This is a genomic window from Rothia koreensis (assembly GCF_004136575.1).
Taxonomy (GTDB): Bacteria; Actinomycetota; Actinomycetes; order Actinomycetales; family Micrococcaceae; genus Rothia; species Rothia koreensis.
Window position 1 is genome coordinate 230,759 of the sequence record NZ_NOIQ01000001.1, and the last position, 19,226, is coordinate 249,984.

The 19,226-nt window shown below is 65.7% G+C and carries 17 protein-coding genes; 10 read left to right on the plus strand and 7 right to left on the minus strand.

Annotated elements, in window-relative coordinates; translation table 11 throughout:
• Nucleotides 1-62: 62 nt before the first annotated feature.
• The 4 genes from EWU68_RS01160 (at nucleotide 63) to map (ending at nucleotide 4,113) form a co-directional block, all read left to right on the plus strand.
• Nucleotides 63-956 (plus strand): LysR family transcriptional regulator, encoded by an 894-nt coding sequence (locus EWU68_RS01160; protein WP_238692242.1) that lies wholly within the window; start codon nucleotides 63-65, stop codon nucleotides 954-956.
• A gap of 105 nt (nucleotides 957-1,061) precedes the next feature.
• The gene (locus tag EWU68_RS01165) at nucleotides 1,062-2,144 is read left to right on the plus strand and encodes a tartrate dehydrogenase (protein ID WP_129314044.1); all 1,083 of its coding nucleotides are present in this window, start codon (nucleotides 1,062-1,064) and stop codon (nucleotides 2,142-2,144) included.
• 3 nt (nucleotides 2,145-2,147) lie between these two features.
• Entirely contained in the window at nucleotides 2,148-3,374 is a 1,227-nt protein-coding gene (locus EWU68_RS01170) for a glycerate kinase (protein WP_129314045.1), read from the plus strand.
• Complete coding sequence (gene map / locus EWU68_RS01175; RefSeq protein WP_129314046.1) at nucleotides 3,331-4,113, plus strand: type I methionyl aminopeptidase; 783 nt, start codon at nucleotides 3,331-3,333, stop codon at nucleotides 4,111-4,113. Before EWU68_RS01170 ends, map begins: the two co-directional genes overlap by 44 nt.
• 22 nt (nucleotides 4,114-4,135) lie before the next feature.
• Here map and hchA read toward each other — a convergent pair whose 3' ends face one another.
• Both hchA and EWU68_RS01185 read right to left on the minus strand, forming a co-directional pair.
• A complete protein-coding gene (gene hchA, locus EWU68_RS01180) occupies nucleotides 4,136-4,996 on the minus strand; it encodes a glyoxalase III HchA (RefSeq protein ID WP_129314047.1) in 861 nt (286 codons plus the stop codon).
• Nucleotides 4,993-5,685, minus strand: coding sequence for a TetR/AcrR family transcriptional regulator (locus EWU68_RS01185; protein WP_197964361.1), 693 nt, complete (start codon nucleotides 5,683-5,685; stop codon nucleotides 4,993-4,995). The genes hchA and EWU68_RS01185 overlap by 4 nt, the downstream gene beginning before the upstream one ends.
• 63 nt (nucleotides 5,686-5,748) lie before the next feature.
• On the opposite strand from EWU68_RS01185, the gene EWU68_RS01190 reads away from it, so the two are divergent.
• A complete protein-coding gene (locus EWU68_RS01190; protein WP_129314048.1) occupies nucleotides 5,749-6,504 on the plus strand; it encodes an SDR family oxidoreductase in 756 nt (251 codons plus the stop codon).
• 62 nt (nucleotides 6,505-6,566) lie between these two features.
• Here EWU68_RS01190 and EWU68_RS01195 read toward each other — a convergent pair whose 3' ends face one another.
• Nucleotides 6,567-7,304: a uracil-DNA glycosylase family protein gene (locus EWU68_RS01195; protein WP_129314049.1), complete on the minus strand. Its 738-nt coding sequence runs from the start codon at nucleotides 7,302-7,304 to the stop codon at nucleotides 6,567-6,569.
• Between the two features lie 104 nt (nucleotides 7,305-7,408).
• On the opposite strand from EWU68_RS01195, the gene EWU68_RS01200 reads away from it, so the two are divergent.
• On the plus strand, nucleotides 7,409-8,353 hold the full coding sequence (locus EWU68_RS01200) for an NADP-dependent oxidoreductase (protein ID WP_129314050.1): 945 nt from the start codon (nucleotides 7,409-7,411) through the stop codon (nucleotides 8,351-8,353).
• Nucleotides 8,354-8,459: 106 nt separating this feature from the next.
• Nucleotides 8,460-9,815 carry an MFS transporter gene (locus tag EWU68_RS01205; RefSeq protein ID WP_129314051.1) on the plus strand — a complete coding sequence of 452 codons (1,356 nt, stop codon included), beginning with the start codon at nucleotides 8,460-8,462 and terminating at the stop codon, nucleotides 9,813-9,815.
• 12 nt (nucleotides 9,816-9,827) lie between these two features.
• On the opposite strand, the gene EWU68_RS01210 is transcribed toward EWU68_RS01205, so the two are convergent.
• Nucleotides 9,828-11,738, minus strand: a complete 1,911-nt coding sequence (locus EWU68_RS01210; protein ID WP_129314052.1) for a potassium transporter Kup — start codon at nucleotides 11,736-11,738, stop codon at nucleotides 9,828-9,830.
• Nucleotides 11,739-12,239: 501 nt separating this feature from the next.
• Here EWU68_RS01210 and EWU68_RS01215 point away from each other — a divergent pair.
• Nucleotides 12,240-13,424 carry a low temperature requirement protein A gene (locus EWU68_RS01215; RefSeq protein ID WP_129314053.1) on the plus strand — a complete coding sequence of 395 codons (1,185 nt, stop codon included), beginning with the start codon at nucleotides 12,240-12,242 and terminating at the stop codon, nucleotides 13,422-13,424.
• Here the strand turns inward: EWU68_RS01215 and EWU68_RS01220 are convergent.
• From EWU68_RS01220 to EWU68_RS01230, 3 genes are read right to left on the minus strand one after another with little or no spacing between them, the layout of a single operon-like run.
• Nucleotides 13,394-15,322, minus strand: a complete 1,929-nt coding sequence (locus tag EWU68_RS01220) for an FAD/NAD(P)-binding protein (protein WP_162421322.1) — start codon at nucleotides 15,320-15,322, stop codon at nucleotides 13,394-13,396. The genes EWU68_RS01215 and EWU68_RS01220 overlap by 31 nt on opposite strands.
• A 1-nt stretch (nucleotide 15,323) precedes the next feature.
• Nucleotides 15,324-16,271, minus strand: a complete 948-nt coding sequence (locus EWU68_RS01225; protein WP_129314055.1) for an LLM class flavin-dependent oxidoreductase — start codon at nucleotides 16,269-16,271, stop codon at nucleotides 15,324-15,326.
• Nucleotides 16,272-16,281: 10 nt separating this feature from the next.
• On the minus strand, nucleotides 16,282-17,613 hold the full coding sequence (locus EWU68_RS01230; RefSeq protein ID WP_129314056.1) for an LLM class flavin-dependent oxidoreductase: 1,332 nt from the start codon (nucleotides 17,611-17,613) through the stop codon (nucleotides 16,282-16,284).
• Nucleotides 17,614-17,865: 252 nt separating this feature from the next.
• Here EWU68_RS01230 and EWU68_RS01235 point away from each other — a divergent pair, with 252 nt between their 5' ends.
• Both EWU68_RS01235 and EWU68_RS01240 read left to right on the plus strand, forming a co-directional pair.
• Nucleotides 17,866-18,771: a sulfurtransferase gene (locus EWU68_RS01235; RefSeq protein ID WP_129314057.1), complete on the plus strand. Its 906-nt coding sequence runs from the start codon at nucleotides 17,866-17,868 to the stop codon at nucleotides 18,769-18,771.
• Entirely contained in the window at nucleotides 18,768-19,211 is a 444-nt protein-coding gene (locus EWU68_RS01240; RefSeq protein ID WP_129314058.1) for a SufE family protein, read from the plus strand. Before EWU68_RS01235 ends, EWU68_RS01240 begins: the two co-directional genes overlap by 4 nt.
• Nucleotides 19,212-19,226 lie beyond the last annotated feature (15 nt).

The window sequence follows — 19,226 nt, forward strand, 5'->3', positions numbered from 1 at the left end:
TCACACATCAAGTCCAAGACCTATTATTGGTTACTGGCATAGACAAAACCTATGAGCGGGGAATGATGGACATCAGGCAATTGACCTACTTCTTGGGGATCGTGGATCACGACGGGTTCAGCCGAGCGGCCGAAGCCCTGCACGTGGCTCAGCCGTCTCTGTCCCAATCCATCCGGTCACTCGAGAGGAGTCTCGGAACCGAGCTGTTTCGCCGGACGGGCCGCGGCGTCGAGCTCACGGCCGTCGGCAAACAGCTCATCGGCCCCGCGCGGCAGGTCCTCCGGGACCTCGACGCCGCCCGGGCCACGGTGAGCGCTATCCAGTCCCTCCGGCAGGGCACGGTCGACATGATCGCGATGCCGAGCCCGGGCGTCGAGCCGCTGACCTCATTGATCACCGAATTTCATGAGCATCATCCGGGTGTGACCGTCAATGTTGACGCCGCCTTCACCCCCGAAGACGTGATCCATGCCGTGCACTCGGGGTCGGCCGAGATCGGGCTTCTGGGGTCTGCAGGGAAGCCCAGGAGCGCGGATCTGCAGGTGTGGCAGCTCGATACCCAGCCGCTCGTCCTCATCTCGCCTCCAGGAACACCCGCACCGACCCCGGATATCCAACGATCGGCGCTGGAGGGAATGGACTACGTGATTTCGCAGCGAGGGTCCATGATGCGCCAGCTGATCGACGACCTTTTGGTCAGCGGAATCGAGGTCAACGTCGTCGCCGAGGTGGCGCACAGGACCTCGCTGCTGCCCATGGTCCGGGCCGGACTCGGTCACACCGTCATGCCGAACTCGTGGCGCTCGATCGCAGAAAGCAGCGGATGCACGGTGCGTCGCATCGAACCCAGCGCATATCTCGACATCTTTGCTGTCTGTCGTTCTTCGGGCCTGACACCTGGGGCCGAAGCGTTGATGGCCATGATCCGAGAGCGGTACAAGATCCTCACATCATAGGGAAAACCTATACCTTTGCGTGAAAATTCGTCTTGGACGAATGGGGTATCGGGGAGTTGTCTGGTTACGGACACAGAGACAACACGCCGATTCAGGAGTAACCGCATGGCTGCCGCAACCAAGACCTTCGACATCGCTTCGATCCCGGCCGACGGTGTCGGTCACGAGGTGGTGGCCGCCGGACGCGAGGTTCTCGAGGCCATCGCGACAAATTCCGGCGGACAGTTCGGGTTCGAATGGAGAGATTTCGACTGGGGCAGCGAATACTACGCCCGCACCGGACGCATGATGCCCGAGGACGGGCTCGAGCAACTCAAGGACCTCGACGCCATCTTCTTCGGAGCGGTCGGCTGGCCCACGGTCCCGGATCACGTGAGCCTCTGGGGGCTTCGCATTGCGATCTGCCAGGGCTTCGACCAATGGGCCAATATCCGGCCCGTTTCCATGTTGCCGAACGTGCAGTCCCCGATCGTCGGTGCCCACGAGAGAGACCTTGACTGGATCGTGGTCAGAGAAAATTCCGAGGGCGAGTACTCGGGCTTCGGCGGACGAAACTTCTCCGGCCGTGAGGGGCTCGGAGAGGTCTCCACGCAATCCGCGGTCTTCACCGAGGTGGGGTGCGAAAGAATCTTCCGATTCGCCTTCGACCTGGCACGAACACGGCCCGGCAAGAAAGTCTCCAAGGTGACCAAATCGAATGCGCAGCAGTACGGCATGGTCCTCTGGGACGAGGTCTTCGACCGCGTCGCCCAGGATTATCCCGATATCGAGACGGAGTCCGTGCTCGTGGACGCGATGGCCGCCAAGTTCGTGCTGCGCCCTGAAGACCTCGACGTCGTCGTCGCCTCGAACCTGCACGCGGACATTCTCTCCGATCTCGGTTCGGCGATGTCGGGTTCGCTCGGCCTGGCCGCCAGCGCGAACCTCAACCCGGACCGTCGATTCCCTTCGATGTTCGAGCCCGTTCACGGCTCCGCACCGGACATCGCCGGGCAGGGCATTGCCAACCCCGTCGGCCAATTCGGCTCGGCCGCGCTCATGCTGGAGCACTTCGGTCTCGACGTCGAAGCGAAGAGCCTTCAGGTCGCGATCGACAGGACGTGCGAACAGGGCATCCTGACCCGGGACGTCGGCGGCACGGCCAGCACCCACGACGTGACCCAGGCCGTCATCGACAACCTGGGCTGAATCATGCCCAGGGTTCTGATCGCTTGCGACAAGTTCAAGGGCTCGGCGACGTCGCAACAGATCGCCGACGCTCTGGGCCGTGGTCTCAGGCGCGTGGCCGGTATCGAGGTCTCCGCCATTGCCGTCGCCGACGGCGGAGACGGGACTCTCGATGCTTGCGACCGTCTGGGGTACGAACGGATCACGCGCACCGTGGCCGGTCCCGATGGAACTTTCGTATCGGCGCAGCTTTCATTGGACAGGTCCCGCCATCGGGCCGTCATCGAGGTCGCGGCCGCTGCCGGGCTTGCACTGGTCTCTCGCGACGGAAGGATCCGTCCCGACGCCGAAGCCGAGCGTGCCACGACCGCCGGCGTGGGAGAACTGATCCTCTCAGCCCTCGACGAAGGAGCGCGAGACGTCATTCTCGGCCTGGGTGGCAGTGCGACGACGGACGCGGGTGCCGGAATGCTCATGGCCCTCGGCCTGCACCTGGTGGATGCATCGGGGGAGCGCGTCACGGACCTGCGGAGGCTCGGCGATGTGCGGCGCGTCAATCTCTCGCAGATGGACGCCCGGCTGGCCGAGACCAGGTTCATCGCCGCAACAGACGTGACGAATCCGTTGACCGGGCCGCAGGGTGCAGCCGCGGTCTACGGCCCGCAGAAAGGGCTGCGCCAAGACCGTATCGACGACGTCGATCGCGCGCTCGGGAGCTTCGCAACCGTCACCGAAGCTGCTCTGGGGTGCCACGGCGCCTCACACGCCGCAGGGGCAGGAGCCGCCGGTGGTCTCGGCTTCGCGGCCGTCACCTACCTGGGCGCCGAGATCATTTCCGGCGCCGACCTGCTGCTCGACCTCGCGGGATTCGACGCGCTCGCGGCATCGGCCGACCTGGTCATTACGGGGGAGGGGAGGATCGACGACCAGACCCTGAGCGGAAAGGCGCCCGCCGTCGTCGCCCGCAGAGCGCGGGACCTGGGCAAGGCCGTGGTGGCCGTGTGCGGAACCTGCGAGGCGACCGATGATTCCCCGCTGCGTGACACCTACACCTCGATCCATGCCCTGACCGATGTGAATTCCGATGTGGCTGCCTGCATCCGGGATCCCGTTCCGCTCGTGACGGAGATCGGCGCCAGGATCGGGGCTCGGCTCGGCCTCGGGGGCGAGAAGAACGTTGTCAGCGCCTGCCTGTACAGTGGTCCGCATGACGGAGATACTCAGCCCCAGCCAGCTCGTCCGTGCCCGTGAATCCGGGCGTCTGGTGGGAGGAATTCTCCAGACACTCAGGGACAGGGTCCGGCCCGGAACGAATCTCCTCGACATTGATGGCTGGACGCGAGACATGATTGTCGACGCCGGGGCCGAGTCCTGCTACGTGGATTACGCGCCGTCCTTCGGCAGCGGCCCCTTCGGCCACTACATCTGCACCTCGGTCAACGATGCGGTGCTCCACGGACTCCCTCACGATCAACGACTCGTCGAGGGCGACCTGTTGACCCTTGATCTGGCCGTCAGCCTCAACGGAATCGCTGCGGATGCGGCGATCAGCTTCGTCGTCGGCGGCAATCCGGCACCCGAGGACGAGCGCATGATCGCCACCACCGAGCGGGCGCTCGCGGCCGGGATCGCCGCTGCCTCTCCCAAGGCGCGCATCGGAGACATCTCCCACGCCATGGGAGCCGTCCTCAAGGAGGCCGGATACCCGATCAACATGGAATTCGGTGGGCACGGGATCGGCACCACGATGCATCAGGACCCGCACGTCGCCAACGACGGTCGACCCGGCCGCGGTCAGAAACTGCGGCCTGGGCTTCTCCTCGCCCTGGAGCCGTGGGTCATGGTGGATACGGACCAGTTGGCCGGAGACCCGGACGGATGGACACTTCGCAGCGCCACCGGGTGCCGAACCGCTCACTCCGAACACACGGTCGCCATCACGGACCGGGGAGCGGAGATCCTGACCCTTCCCAGCATGACCCAGGACTGATGCTGGGTCCGGCTGTCGTCGGCTAGTTGCCGAAGGACTCCAACAGCGCGAGTGCCGCCTCCTTGCCCAGCTGATGCGCGGCCAACGGGCTGTCTCCGGTCAACAGGTTGCGATCGCGCGCGGTGGCACCCGTCATGTCGTCGTTGATGATCGTGAGACCGGCCTCCGAGAGCCTCTTCCCGAGCCGCCAGGGCATTTCACCGGGCAGGTATCCGATATCGACGTTCGCGCCGAAGTCCAGAGAATCCGGGAAAGCGGCAATCTCGTAGCCGGCGAACGGGTTGCTCTGCCGATCGATTCCGGCCGCGAGCAGGGCAGCGGGCCCGTGGCAGAGCGTGACGACGAGGCGGTCGTTCCGAAGGAAGAATTCGAGGACATCCCGAACCTCGGTGCTGTTCGGGATCCCGTTCATGGCACCGTGGCCACCCGGAACGAACACGGCGGCGTAGTCATCCAGGCCGTCCGCGATCACCGTTCCGAGCTTCTTCGGAGACTTGAACTTCTCCTTGGTCGCCTCCCACGCCGAGGCGACGGCGTCGTCCTCCTGGGGATATGCCCACCACTCGAATTTGCCGGGGCCGCCGCTGGTCGTCGCGACGTCGATGCCGTAGCCGGCCTCCGCCATGTGATGAATCGGCAGGAGCGTCTCGACCGGGTGATTTCCGGTGGAGAAGAACGTCCCGTTCCGCATGTGCATGTACCGCTCATCGGTTGCGATCACGAGCACCCTCCATCGACCGCCGGTGTACTTCTCCTCCGTCGCGAGGCCGTCGAAGTCGGTCTTGGGGGCCGTGTACTGGGAGAGGGAGTAAGGGGACGGGAAGAACGCGTTGTCTTCTGCCCGGTCCGGTGTCGGCTGGCGATCTTGGTTGTTCTCGCTCATGCTGAGGTTCCTTTCGCACGGTCGAGGGCGGTGAGCCATTCGATCAGCAATCGTGTCTCGGTGCTCCCCAGCGTATCGGGTTGTGAGGCGGCAATTTCAATGGCCGAAGCGATCGGGTTCCGTTCCGGCCCCGCGGTATTCGTGATCGCGGCGAGAACCCCTTCGCGCACGGCCGCCGAGAGCCGCGGGTCCGCTTCGGCCAGGATGATCTGCCGGAGGGTCACCCCAATGTTCGTCGACAGAATGTGCGCGGCCGCCTGCTCAGATGGAACGGCCAGCCGATTCTGGTCGGCCGCCCGCGCCGTGAGCTCGCGGAGAATGCGCGCCGCCTTGTCCTGGGGCGCGGGCGAGTGTCCGGGACTCACTGTTCCGTACATCAGCGTGTAGAAGCCCGGATTCGCCAGCCCGAATTCCACGTGTGCGTCCCAGCCTTCGCGAATGTCCTGGATCGGGTCACCGGACGACTCCATGGACGACTTCTTGCCCAGGTAGAGATCGAAACCGTAGTCGATGACGGCGTCGATGAGCCCCTGCTTCGATCCGAAGAAGTGGTACAGCGTCGGCATCTTGACGCCGGCAGCATCGCACACGGCGCGCAGTGAGAACTCCTCGCCGGGTGATGCGGCGACGAGGGCCCCCGCCGCGAGGATCAATCGATCCCTGGTGCCTCTTTCCGTCATGTCAGCCATGCTGTTATGGTAACGAATGTAGCAACGTTATAAGAACATGTAACACAGATATGGAGGTGCGCGATGAGCGAGCACACATTGTCAGGAAAGAACGTCCTCATTGCCGGCGGGGCCAAGAACTTGGGCGGTCTCATCGCCCGACAGGCTGCCGAGGCCGGGGCCAACGTGGCCGTCCACTTCAACTCGGACGAGACCCGCTCCGATGCGGAACAGACCGTGGAGGCCGTCAGGGCCTCCGGGGGCCGTGCCGAGATGTTCCAAGCGGACCTGACCGTTCCGGCGAACGTGACCCGACTCTTCGACGACGCCGAAAAGGCCCTGGGCACCATCGACGTCGCGGTCAACACCGTCGGCAAGGTTCTGCGCAAGCCGATGGCGGAGACCACCGAAGAAGAATACGATTCGATGTTCGATATCAACTCCAAGTCGGCCTACTTCTTCATCAAGGAAGCGGGACAGCACTTGGCCGATGGGGGCAAGATCGTCACGATCGTCACGGCGCTTCTCGCCGCCTTCACCGACGGGTACTCGACCTACGCCGGCGGCAAGTCTCCCGTTGAGCACTTCACGCGTGCGGCCGCGAAGGAATTGTCGGAGCGCGGTATTTCGGTGACGGCCGTGGCGCCGGGGCCCATGGATACGCCGTTCTTCTACGGACAGGAAACTCCGGAGCGCGTCGAGTTCCACAAGTCCCAGGCCATGGGCAACCAGTTGACGCAGATCGAGGACATCGCCCCGATCGTGCGGTTCCTGGCCACGGACGGCTGGTGGATCACGGGTCAGACGATCTTCGCCAACGGCGGTTACACGACCCGGTAGTCACTCCGGACGGGACCTTTCCCCGTCTCAGCTGCAAACCGAGGCCTCGGGTCGGCGCGATGTCACGTGTCGGCCCGGGGCCTCGCCTGCGTGGGACCGGTGGGGGCCGAGGACTCCCAGACGGCGCGCCATTTCTCGGCCAGAGAGCCCACGGTTTCGTGGGCGTTGAGACCGCTCGGGTTGGGGAGAACCCACAGCTCGACGTCGTCGGGCCAACCTGGCGGCGCGACGCCTGCCTCCTGGCGGCCCATGACGGCCTTCGGCATCGAGAACGCCTGACGGTACGCGGTGATACCCACGACCGCGACGGCCCGTGGCCCGATGGTGCTCACCCGCGTGACGAGTTCGGCACCGCCGTCGATCAGTTCCTCGGCGGACAGCTCGTCGGCACGGGCCGAAGGACGAGGAACGACGTTGGTGATTCCGATCCCTCGGTCCACCATCATCCGCTCGTCCTCCCGTGAGAGCCCTCGCGACGCATCGACGCGCCTGGGAAGAATCCCCGCCTCCTCGAGCGAGGGCCAGAAACGATTTCCTGGTCGGGCGAAGGGAGCATTCACGGCAGCGGTCCATGGGCTGGGGTTGATGCCGACGATGAGCAACCGGATCCATCCGGAGTTCTGTTCGTCCCGGGGCCAGGGGAGGACGTCCTCGCGCCCGAGACCGGATTCGATCGCGTCCCGGAGCTCCTCCTTCGATGGCCGTCGGCCGTCCAGGGGCGATGCGGCCCGCCACGGTTCCCAGGCGTTCGACGACGGCCGTTCGCGGTTGGCCAAGCGATCAGGGAGGTTGGGGCTCATGGCCCCACTGTACGCGGGGTTCGCAGCTGCGACGCGGACTCTCCGGTTGCGCGGGATGACCGGCAGCCATTGAGGAGTGGCGGCTCCGGTGCTAGACCGAATACATGCGTGCATACGGAGTAACCCAGTACGGAGGGCCCGACGCCCTCCACCCCATCGATGTTCCCCAAGAAGACCTCGGGCCGGGAGAAATTCGGGTCGCAGTGACGGCCTTCGCCGTAAGCCCGACTGATACGAGCGTCCGCGCCGGGCAGCGTTCGAAGGACGATCGGGCCGAGGACCCCGGAGATGTTCCCGGTATGGATGTCGCGGGAACCGTCGTCGAACTCGGCCCGGACACCGACACCGATCTCGAACCGGGAGACCGCGTGGTCGGCATCGTCCAACCGCGAGCACAGCACGGCGCCTATCGGGAAGAGATCGTTCTGCCACAGGGATCGGTGGTCCGAGCGCCGTCGAACGCTTCGGACGCAGCGGCCTCGACCCTGCCCATGAACGCCCTGACCGCACGGCGTGCGCTGGACCTCCTGGGTCTCGAACCCGGCCAAACCCTGGCGGTGACCGGAGCGGCCGGAACCCTGGGCGGGTACATCATCCAGCTCGCCAAGGCCGACGGGCTCGAAGTCGTCGCCGACGCGGCGGAGAAGGACGAGGACCTCGTGCGGACCCTCGGCGCGGACCACCTCGTTCGGCGCGGCGACGATGTTGCGGATCGCATCCGCGAACTCTACCCCTCCGGCGTGGACGGCCTGGCGGACGCCTCGATCCAGTCGGAGCAGGTCCTCCCGGCGGTCAAAGACGGCGGAGCCGTGGCCACCTTCCGCGGCTACAAGGGCGACGGCGCCCGGGAGATCGATGTGCACCCGGTCATGGTCTGGGACGTGGCGGAGGACCGAGAGATGCTGTCGACCCTGCGTGACCAGGCGGAGAACGGAACTCTCACCCTGCGCGTCGCCGAAACCCTTCCGGCGGCCGAAGCGGCGGAGGCACACCGCCGGCTCGAGGCCGGGGGAGTGCGCGGCCGGATCGTGCTGGACATGACCGCCTGATTCGTCCGGTCATCGGGGGAGACGGCGACGTCGGCCGCGGCACGCCGAGCGGAGTGGACGTGTCATCTCCGGACCTCAAGGTCACTTGGGACGATACAGTCAACCCATGATGACCCGGAGACTGCATATCAAATGGCTGATGTGGGGCGTTGGCCTGGCCGCATACATGCTGGCCCTGATCAACAGGAGCTCGTTCTCGGCCCTCGGGCCCGCGGCCCAGGACCATTTCGGGGCCGAAGCAACGGTTCTGTCCTCATTTCTGGTGCTTCAGCTCGTCGTGTACGCGTTGTGCCAGATCCCTGTGGGAGTGTGCCTGGACCGCTTCGGCACCTCGTGGGTCATCGCTTCGGGCATGTTCCTCATGGCCGTGGGCCAACTCGTCCTGGCCGCGACCAGCCTGATTCCCGTCGCCATTGCCGCCCGTATTCTCCTCGGTGCGGGGGACGCGTGCATCTTCACGTCCGTGGTTCGCCTGGTCGCCGAGTGGTTCACGCGGAAGCAGACGCCCCTGGTCAACCAGATCACGGGTCTCGCCGGGCAGGTCGGTCAGCTCGTGGCCGTGGCACCGCTGGCCGCCGTGATCGGCGCTTTCGGGTGGTTCTCGGGGTTCGCGAGCCTGACGGCCATCGGCGTCGTCATCCTTCTCCTGGTCGCGCTCACCATGCGGGACGGCCCCGGGGCCGGAACCATCCTCGAGCGTCTGACCGGCAGGAAAACCGACATCCAGACGGCCGGAACCACGCTCCCGGCCGATACCGGTCCGATCATTCTCACGGAGGTCCTGCCGGTGGTCGGGCCGGGATCCAGCGGCATCCGACCGGCCGTGGTCTCCCTCATGAAACGGCCGGGCGTTCGTCTGGCCTTCTGGGTCCATTTCTCGACCATGTTCGCGCCGGACAGTTTCCTGCTCCTGTGGGGCACCCCGTTCCTGACGGGCGGCTTGGGGTACTCCGACGCCGCGGCCCACACGATCCTCAACATCGCCATCGTGGCTTCCATGGTCGGCGCGCTGCTCTTCGGACCGATTCTCTCCAAGTATTCCGAACACCGTGTGATGCTCGCCCTCGGTGGCGTGCTCGTCATGTTCGCGTCCTGGCTGGTCCTGCTCATCTGGCCCGGTACGGCACCCTTCGGGGTCGCCGCCGTGTACGGCGTCATCATGAGCGTCGGGATCCCGCTGTCCATGGTCGCTTTCGACATCGTGCGAACCCACGCACCGAAGCGCCAGCGCGGCGTCGCCACCGGGCTGGTCAACATGGGCGGCTTCAGCGCGGCGCTGATCACCGTGTTGGGCATCGGCCTGGTCCTGGACCTGATGCACGCCGGAACCCCGGACACCTATTCCCTCGAGGGGTTCAAGGCGGCCATGTCCGTGCAGATCCCGTTGTGGGTCCTCGGTGGAACGATGATCTTGATCGAGACCCCGAAGGCCCGTCGGTACCTCCGGGAGCGCGCTCGCTGAGGCAGAGACCCCCTACAGTTCGGCCTGGGCGCCCATGACCGTGGTCCGCTCCGGAGGAAGATGAAGGGCCTGCGTCCGATTTGCCGAGAATTTCTCGAGAAACCGGAACAGGGTCTTCTGCGGCCGCGGCATGCAACTGTCCTGCCCGGGTTCGATGCGGAACACCGAGAGCATGTACATCGCCTCGGACGGATCGAAGCCGAGTTCCGGGTATTCCATGGTCGCCAGTCGAAGCGCCTGGGGGACGTCCTGGGAATCGTTGAATCCGACCTTGCACAGGATTCGCACGATGCCGTTGCCCGGTTCACCCAGGTGGGTGACCGTGATCCGCTGGTCGGCACGAACATGCGGGACGCCGATGTTCTTCATCGTGATGACGACGCAGTTCTCGTGCAACACGTGATTGGACTCGAGATTTCTCCGGAGAGCCAGGGGAACCGTGGCGGGATTTCCGTGCGGGTACACGGCCAGCCCGGCAACGCGCTGGACGGTGGACTGCGCGAGCTGCTCAGCGAAGGCTTCGATGGGCCCTTCCATCGAGGCCCTCCGGCCCCACATGATGCGTGAGCCGCGCTTCCACGTCATCATGACGACGACGAAGCACGCCGCGATGAGCAACGGCAACCAGCCGCCGGAGAGAACCTTGACCGCATTCGCGCCGAACAGCAGAATCTCGAGGCCGCCGACGAAGACCGCCAGCGCCGCGACCTTGGCGAACGGCCATTTCCACACGGCCTGGGCCAGCAGCAGGAACAAGGAGAGTTCGAGCAGCAGGGTCCCTGTCACGGAGAGTCCGTACGCCGCCGCCAGGTTTCCGGAGGAACGGAAGACCAGCACGAGCGTGAGGACGCCCAGGAACAACAGGATATTCACGGTGGGCATGTAGATCTGGCCCCCTTGCTCACGGGACGTCTGCACCACGCGCAAGCGGGGAAGCAGGGATGAGCGCGTGGCCTGGCGAGACACGGAGAATGCGCCGGAAATGACCGCCTGGGAAGCGATGATGGTCGCGCAGGCGGCCAGAGCCACGAGAGGGATTCTGGCCCACTGCGGGGCCAGGTTGAAGAACGGGTTGGTGATGGTCGAGGGATTGTCGAGGATCATCGCTCCCTGACCGAGGTAGTTCACGGCCAGGGCGGGGAGCACCAGATACAGCCAACCCAGCATGATGGGCCGCCGGCCGAAGTGGCCCATGTCCGCATAGAGGGCTTCCACGCCGGTCACGGCCAGGACCACCGCGCCCAGAGCGACGAACGCGATGAAGGGTCTGTCCAGAGCGAAGGCGATGGCGTAGGTCGGCGAGAGCGCTCGGAGTACCGAAGGATTCTCGACGACCTTGGGCACGCCCAGAACCAGCAGGACGAGGAACCACACGACCATGACCGGGCCGAAGGCCTTGCCGATCTTGCCGGTTCCCCATCGTTGGGCGACGAAGAGGCCGGTGAGGATCAGTGCGGAAAGCGGAACGATGTACTCGGCGAATCCCGGATCCACGACTTCGATCCCCTCGATCGCGCTCATCACGGAGATGGCGGGCGTGATCAGGGAGTCGCCGTAGAAGAGGGAGGCCCCGATGATGGCGAGGACGACGGCGGCGCCTGCGCGGTGCGAGGTCTTGCCGAGTTTGTGTCGGATCAGGGCCGCGAGGGAAAGGATGCCGCCCTCGCCGTGGTTGTCCGCGCGCATGATGAAACCGATGTACGCCAGGGTCACGATGAGCAGCAGGGACCAGATGACCATCGAAATCACGCCCAGGACGTCCTCCGACGTCGCACGGACCGCACCACCGTGAATGCTGAAGACCGTCTGCATCGAGTAGAGGGGGCTGGTCCCGATGTCGCCGAAGACGACGCCCATCGCGGCGACCACGAGAGCGGCGGGCGCCTTGGACCGAGGTCGAGGCGCGTCGAGAGGGAGGGCCATGGTCCGGTTCGTGGCGGCGGCCTCCGGGTGGGGGTCATTGCCCGGGTGCTGGCCATCCTCCGGAAGTGGTTCGTCCTCCGGTGAAGAATCGCTATTTGACGAGGGAAAATGGTTCGAATGAGAACCACATGTCGTATTCACGAAGGATGATTGTGCCACCACCGTGAACGGGCGGCAATGCAGTGATCGACCGTCCGAGTGTGATTTGGGTCAAACTTGTTTCGAATGTGTCGGCCGCCGACCAGCGACAGCAGACCCGTGCAGTACCTGGTTGCGCGTGCCGCCGCCTCGCCGGCCGCGTCCGGGCCCAAGCGTCGCCGTGCCCCAGGCGAGACGGCGTTGCCCACGAAGCCCCATTCCCACGCGAATTCGCCCGGGCCGGCTCGCGTCGGTCGGGCAACAAGATAGGGTAAGAAACCTTCCTCAGATCTTCGCAGTCGACCAGCAGGCAGGCACCACATGACTCCCTCACGCGCCGGGGACGGCCTTCGACTCGTTCCCATGCGACCACGCGATCCTTCCGAGCCGAATCGGGCCGCGAGCACCTTGGAACTCTTCTTCGACCTGGTGTTCGTGGTGGCGGTCAGCACGGCCGCACAGAATCTGCACCACCTGATGAGCGAAGGGGACGTGGTCAACGGCCTGGTCCACTATCTGATGGTCTTCTTCGCGATCTGGTGGGCTTGGATGAATTTCACCTGGTTCGCGACCTCCTTCGACACGGACGACTGGCTGTACAGAGTGGTCACCTTCGTCCAGATGGCCGGAGTGCTGGTTCTGGCCGCCGGGCTGGAGCCTGCCTTCGCCGAGAGCGAGTACACCATCCTGGTCGGTGGGTACGTGGTGATGCGCGTTGCGATGGTTTTTCAGTGGGTCCGTGCGTCTCGTCGCGGGGACGTCGCCTCCCGGGCCGCGCGCTGGTACGCGGCGGGCATCCTCGTGGTCCAGGTGCTGTGGGTCGCCTGGCTGACCATCGATGCGCAGGTGCCGCAGATGGTGGTCTTTGTGATCCTGATGCTCGCGGAGATTTCCGTGCCGGTCGTGGCCGAGACCCGAGGCCGGACCACGTGGCACCCGCACCACATCACCGAACGATACGGATGTTTCACCCTCATTCTGCTCGGGGAATCCTTGGCGGGCTCGGCCAACGCGATCATCGAAGGATTGCACGACACCGAACACCTGGGCGAGATGATCGCCATGGGGGTTCTGGCCTTCGTGGTGACCGCCGGGTTGTGGTGGGTGTACTTCTGGCCGCCCCACCACCGCGCCATCTCGTCCTTCGCCGAATCGCTACGATATGGCTACTGGCATTACTTCGTCTTCGCAGCCGCGGGGGCGTTTTCGGTCGGCATCGAACTCGAGATCGACGCGCTGTCCGATGCATCGCACATCGCCCCAGTGGCGGCGTCCTACGCCGTGGCGGTCCCGGTCGCGGTATTCCTGGTCGGCATCTGGTGGATCGCGATCAGGAAACACGCGGATCGGCTGGTCAACACCGCTCTGCCTCTGGGAGCCGTCCTGGTGCTTCTGGACCCGGTGCTTCCACTGCCGGTTGCGGTGACGGCGCTCGTGATCGCCGCGGTCGTCGTCGTCCTGGTGATTCGCGCGCCTCTTCCCGAGCCGCAGGATGCCCGGGACGGCACGGACCCGATTCAGGAAACTCCTGCTGGCGACTCGAGCTGAACCGCGGCCAGCAGCCGCTGCGCGAGTCGCTCGTTGTCCCGGAACACGTGGGCGTCGGTCCCGGGCCGAGTGAAGGCTTCCTCGACCGAGCCCGCGACCGATGGTCCCACCATGAGGAGATTGTCCTGGGGCGCGCCGGAGGCGTCGAGGGCGCGGTTGGTCGCATCGATCAGGAACTTTGCCGCCGCTCCGCCGCTGTTCTCGAGCCTGAGCTCGCCCCGGTCGATGAGATCCCGCAGGAGTTCGTCCTTTGCGCGCTCTGCGCTGATCCTGGCCAATCGCGCGTCGAACAGGCTCGGGGCCGAGACGGTCTCCGGGCAGGAACCCGCCGTCGTCTCGAAGCGTCCGTGGCGCAGCCCCACCTCCGTGTCGGGGCCCAGGAACCTGACCAGTCCGGCCCGGTGGAGGGCAAGCAGGTTCTCGAGCCTCTGCGGCGGGGGACCGGAGGCGATATAGGAGAACAGGCCGTGGAACCCGGCGTCGAAATTCTGGATCCTGTCCTCGGCCGAGAAAACGCCTTGGCTCACGAGTTCACGGACCACGTAGTACGCACCGACAAGGGCATGGAAGCGTGCAGAATCCTGGGACCACGCCGGGTCGGCGGCACGATCGATGTCCTGGCGTACATGCTGGGCGACCGTGTTCTCGACGTCGGTGAGGCTTCCGAATTCCATCCCCCGCAGCGGGCGGTCTATCGTGCCGAGATCGTAATGATCCCGCGGATCGGGCGTGCGATCCCGGGCCCATTCGTCGGCTGCCGCACGGGCAGCGGCAGCATCCTCCGTGCGGCCCTCGAGGAACACGGCGCACCACTCGTCGCCCTTGTCCCGGACGTCCTCGATGTCGAAGTCGACGCGCTCCGGGTGCCGGTACGCGAGTTCGGAATAGTGGGCAACGAACAACTCCATGTCGACCAGCGGCATGATGTCGTCCTGAACGCTCAGCGCCGCCTCGGCACCGGCGTCTCGCTCCTCGGCCAACGACGCCGCATTGTCTCGCGTCATGTAGCGGGTCGGACCCACACGCATCCCTTCGGGAAGATAGCCGAGCTTGGAGCGGTAGGGAACGCCGCGCCGGGAGCCGACCCACAGGACCGGCTCCCGGCCCGAGGGGACGTACCGCGTCTCCTTGCCCTTCCCGCGGAAGACCCCGCCCCGGTCCTCGGTCAGCATCATCATCGCGTCCACGAAGGCCAGTCCGAACCCGCGTACGAGCACGTCCTGGCCGGGAAGCAAGGAGGACAGATCGACGTCGGCGGTGTATCCGGGAGCGATGTAGGTCAGCCCGTGCCGCTCGGCCGCGGATTTCATGGCCGTGGTGTCCGGATCGTCCATGATTTCGATGAACCCCTGGGCCAGGACCACCACGTCCGCGATGATTTCGTCCTCGCCCGCAGAACCGTCGAGAACGACCCTTCGTCGGCCCTGTGAGGGAACGATCCGGGACGCGGTCGAGCGGTGCACGTGGACGCGCACGTTCTCGGGCATGTGTGCAATGGCGCGGTCGAAGGCCCAGGCCAAATAGGCGGCCTGAACCTGCCGCGGGGCGAAACTGGTCGGGGTCAGACGGTCGGCGTCGGGGCCGAGCCCCCGCCGCTCCAGCTCTTCGCGGCCTTCGCCTGCGACCCAGGTTGCGAGGTCGGGCCCGGTCACGGGGGCGGCGGACAGCGAGGCATCGGAATCCGGAAAGATGGTGACGTCTCGCGCGACGGAGTTCATCCACAGCGTCGGGGACTGCTCGTGTCGCCAAATCCGGCCGCCGCCGACCCGGTACGGGTCGATCACATGGATGTCCAGGGGACCGCCACGTGAGGAATCCTGACGCAGGGAGGCCGCCAGGGACAGAAGGATTCCTGTGGTCTTCGGGCCGCCTCCCACGAAGACGATCGTGGAGCCCACGTCAGTTCGCCCGCTCGCCACCGGACAGCGCCGCGACTGCGGCGTCGGGCGTGGGAGCATCGAGCAGGATCCCCTCGACGCCGGCGACGTCCGTGGCCTCAGCAGCAGACTCGACTCCCACCAGCTCATTCGCCTCGTCCACCAAGGCGGACAGGACCGAGGCCGTGGCCTCGCCACGAGCGGTTCTGCCTTCCTCGGTCAACGCCACGGACAGCAGCACCGTCGGCCGGGCAGGACCGGTCGCGACCGCGTCGAGAAGACGTCGACCGGTCTCGGCATCCGTGAACGCATCGGCATCCAGGACGGCGACGTCGGCGAACCGCGCCGCGGCCCGCGCGGAGGCGTCGTCGGAGACCCGGACGAGGACCGGCAACTCGCCGCGCGGCGGCCGAGGCGTGATCGAGGGCCCCTTGACGGTGAATTCTTCGCCGACGGAATCGGTGCCCGTGAAGTCCACGTAGTGCACCTTGTCCCGATCGATGAAGCGACCCGTGGCTTCGTCCCGGATGACGGCATCGGGTTCCCAGGAGGCCCACAGGCGGTGGACGACGTCGTCGACGTCGCCGGCTTCGTCCCAGACCGCATCCGCACCGGCCGCCGAACGCCTGCCGACGGCCGACGCGGCGGAGGGATCGGTCTGGACCGAGGGGGAGTACCCGGCCCGACCCGTCGAGGCGAAGTCCAGCGTGGCCGTGGCCGTCGAGACGTGAAAGGGCTCGTTGTGGGTGACCGGGACCTCCGGAACCAGTTCGATGCGTTCCGATTGCGGGGCGAGCCACGCCGAGACCGTCAGGGCATCCGCGCCCGAGACGAAGTCATCCCGGAGCACCAGCCACCGGACCGGGAGCTCTCCACCGGCCGTCGAGTCCGCCTGCCGGATGACAGAGGTGAGTGCATTGAATTCCGTGGTCGCCTGCGGGGCAATGGCCACGGCAAGAGGCAAGTTCATGATGTTCTTCCTACTTTCCCACTGGCTGATCTGAGGCTTCCCGCGCGGCCGCCCACTGGTCCGCCGGCGTGGGCCCGGGGAGGCCCATGCTGTCGCGGAGAGTGTCCCCGGGGTACTCGTCCCGGTAGACGCCGCGGGCCTGAAGCGCCGGGACCACGGTGTCGACGAATTCATCGAGCCCACCGGGGGTCAGGTGCGGGATCAGGATGAACCCGTCGGCGGCGCGCTCCTGGATGTATTCGTCCATGCTCCCGGCGATTTCGTCGGCAGTGCCCACAAACCCGTGGCGTGTGGAGACCTCGACGACGAGGTCGCGGATCGACAGGTTCTTGTCCCTCGCCAGCCGCCGCCATTCCTCGATCAGGGGGCGCGGGTCCTTGACGTGCTGGACCCTTCCCTGCGAGAGATTCCCCGAACCGTCGTCGGGCTCGATGTCCGGCAGGGGTCCGTTCGGATCGTAGGCGCTCAGGTCCCTGCCCCATTGCCTCTCGAGGAACGCGATCGCACCGGGCCCGGAGACCTGCTGGTAAGCGACCGACCGTGACCGTTCGACGGCGGCCTCGTGGGTGTCACCGATGATGAAGGTGACCCCGGGGTAGACCTTCAGGTCGTCCTCGGACCGCCCGAATCGGGCGAGACGCTCGGTGATGTCGGCGTAGAACGCCTTGCCGTCCTCGAGCGCCGCATGACGGGTGAAGATGGCGTCGGCATTGGCGCACGCGAAGTCGCGGCCCTCCGGCGAGTCACCGGCCTGGAAGAGAACCGGGTGGGTCTGCGGGCTCGAGGGGACCGGGAAGTTTCCGAAGATCGAGAAGAACTCGGAGGAGAAATCGAAGGGCCCCGCGTCGGAATCCCACATGCTGCGGGCCGCATGGATGAAGTCCACGGCCCTGCGGTATCTGTCCGCACGATCCAGATACCCGCCCCGACGGAAGTTTTCACCGGTGAACGCGTCATTCGTGGTCACCACGTTCCAGCCGGCCCGCCCCGCGGAGACGTGGTCCAGAGTCGCCAGCTTGCGTGCCAGGTCGTAGGGCTCGTTGAAAGTCGCGCTGAGAGTCCCCACCAGGCCGAGACGGCGGGTCACGGCGGACAGGGCCGAGAGGACCGTGACGGTCTCCGGACGGCCCACGGTGTCCAGGTCGAAGACCTCGCCCTTGTGCTCGCGCAGACGAAGGCCCTCCGCCAGGAACACGAAGTCGAACAGGCCGCGTTCTGCCGCCCGGCTGAAGTGCTCGAAACTGGAAAAGTCTATGTTGGAGCCGGACTGGGGATCCGACCACACGGTGGTGTTGTTGACACCGGGGAAATGTGCCGCAAGGTGCACTTGACGCTGGCTCATCCTGCTCCTCATTCGAAACGTTGGGGGTGAATCTCATTAGGAATTCGGCGAGGGGAGTGGATCTCGTCGTTCCCGACGGTCTGTCTGACTGGAATTTCAGCGTAGGAGCCTTTGGCCGATGCGGGTAAGCACCCTTCACAGTGCGAAACATGACCCCAAGCGTCTCGCGGGGGAAAGCTGTAGATTCGGGAATAACAGAGGTCGCTGCACGCGTTCCCTCAAGCAGAATTCCCACGATCCGATGGAGGAAAAGTGCCAGTACCGAATGACACCAGTGCGAAGTTCGCCGCCTATGCGCATCCGGGACGACTCGTGAGCACGGAGTGGGTCGCGGAGCACGCCAAGGACCCGGACGTTGTGCTCGTCGAGAGCGATGAGGACGTGCTCCTCTACGAGACGGGGCACATCCCTGGCGCGGTCAAGGTCGATTGGCATACGGAGCTCAACGACCCGGTGACGCGTGACTACGTGGATGGAGAGGCCTTCGCGCGGCTCATGTCGGACAAGGGCATCGGCCGGGACTCGACCATCGTGGTCTACGGTGACAAGTCGAACTGGTGGGCGGCCTACGCGCTGTGGGTCTTCACTCTGTTCGGGCACGAGGACGTTCGCCTCATGGACGGCGGACGGGCCAAGTGGATCGAGGAAGGGCGCGACATCACGACCGAGGTTCCTTCGCCGGCTCCCGGTGAGTACCCGGTCGTCGCCCGCGACGACGCGCGCATTCGCGCCTACCTGCCCCAGGTTCGCGAGAGCATCGGAACGGTGCCCATGATCGACGTCCGCAGCGACGACGAATACACGGGTCGCCGGACCCACATGCCGAACTACCCCGAGGAGGGGGCGTTGCGGGGAGGCCACATTCCTACCGCTCGCTCCGTGCCCTGGGCCCGGGCGGCCAACGAAGACGGAACTTTCAAGTCCGCCGACGAACTGCGAACCATCTATCAGCAGGAACTGGGACTCGAACCGAATCAGGACATCATCGCCTACTGCCGCATCGGTGAACGATCGAGCCACACGTGGTTCGTGCTCGAGCACCTGCTCGGCTTCGACAATGTCCGCAATTACGACGGGTCCTGGACGGAATGGGGCAATGCCGTGCGCGTGCCCATCGTTCAGGGCGACGAACCAGGAGAGGCCCCCGCAGCATCATGACCGAGACCGCAACCGAACTCCCCGCAGCGCTCCAGGAGATTGTGGACGAATTCGCGGAACTGCCGCCGCAGGACCGTCTGCAACTCCTCCTGGAATTCAGCAATGGCTTGCCGGAACTGCCGTCCAGGTTTCAGGACCACCCCGAACTTCTGGAGCCGGTTCCCGAATGTCAGTCTCCGATCTTCCTGATCACCGAGGTCGAGGACGATGACACCGTGCGGTTGTACTTCTCCGCCCCACCCGAGGCGCCGACGACCCGTGGTTTCGCCGGGATCCTCCAGGAGGGGCTCGACGGCGCGTCGGCCGACGTCGTCGCGGGAGTCCCGTCCGACCTGCCGTTGAGGCTCTCCCTCACACAGGCCGTGAGCCCTTTGAGGTTGAATGGGATGAGCGGCATGCTGTCCCGCATCCAGCGCCAGGTAGCCGAGAAGACGAACTAGGCACCATCCATCACC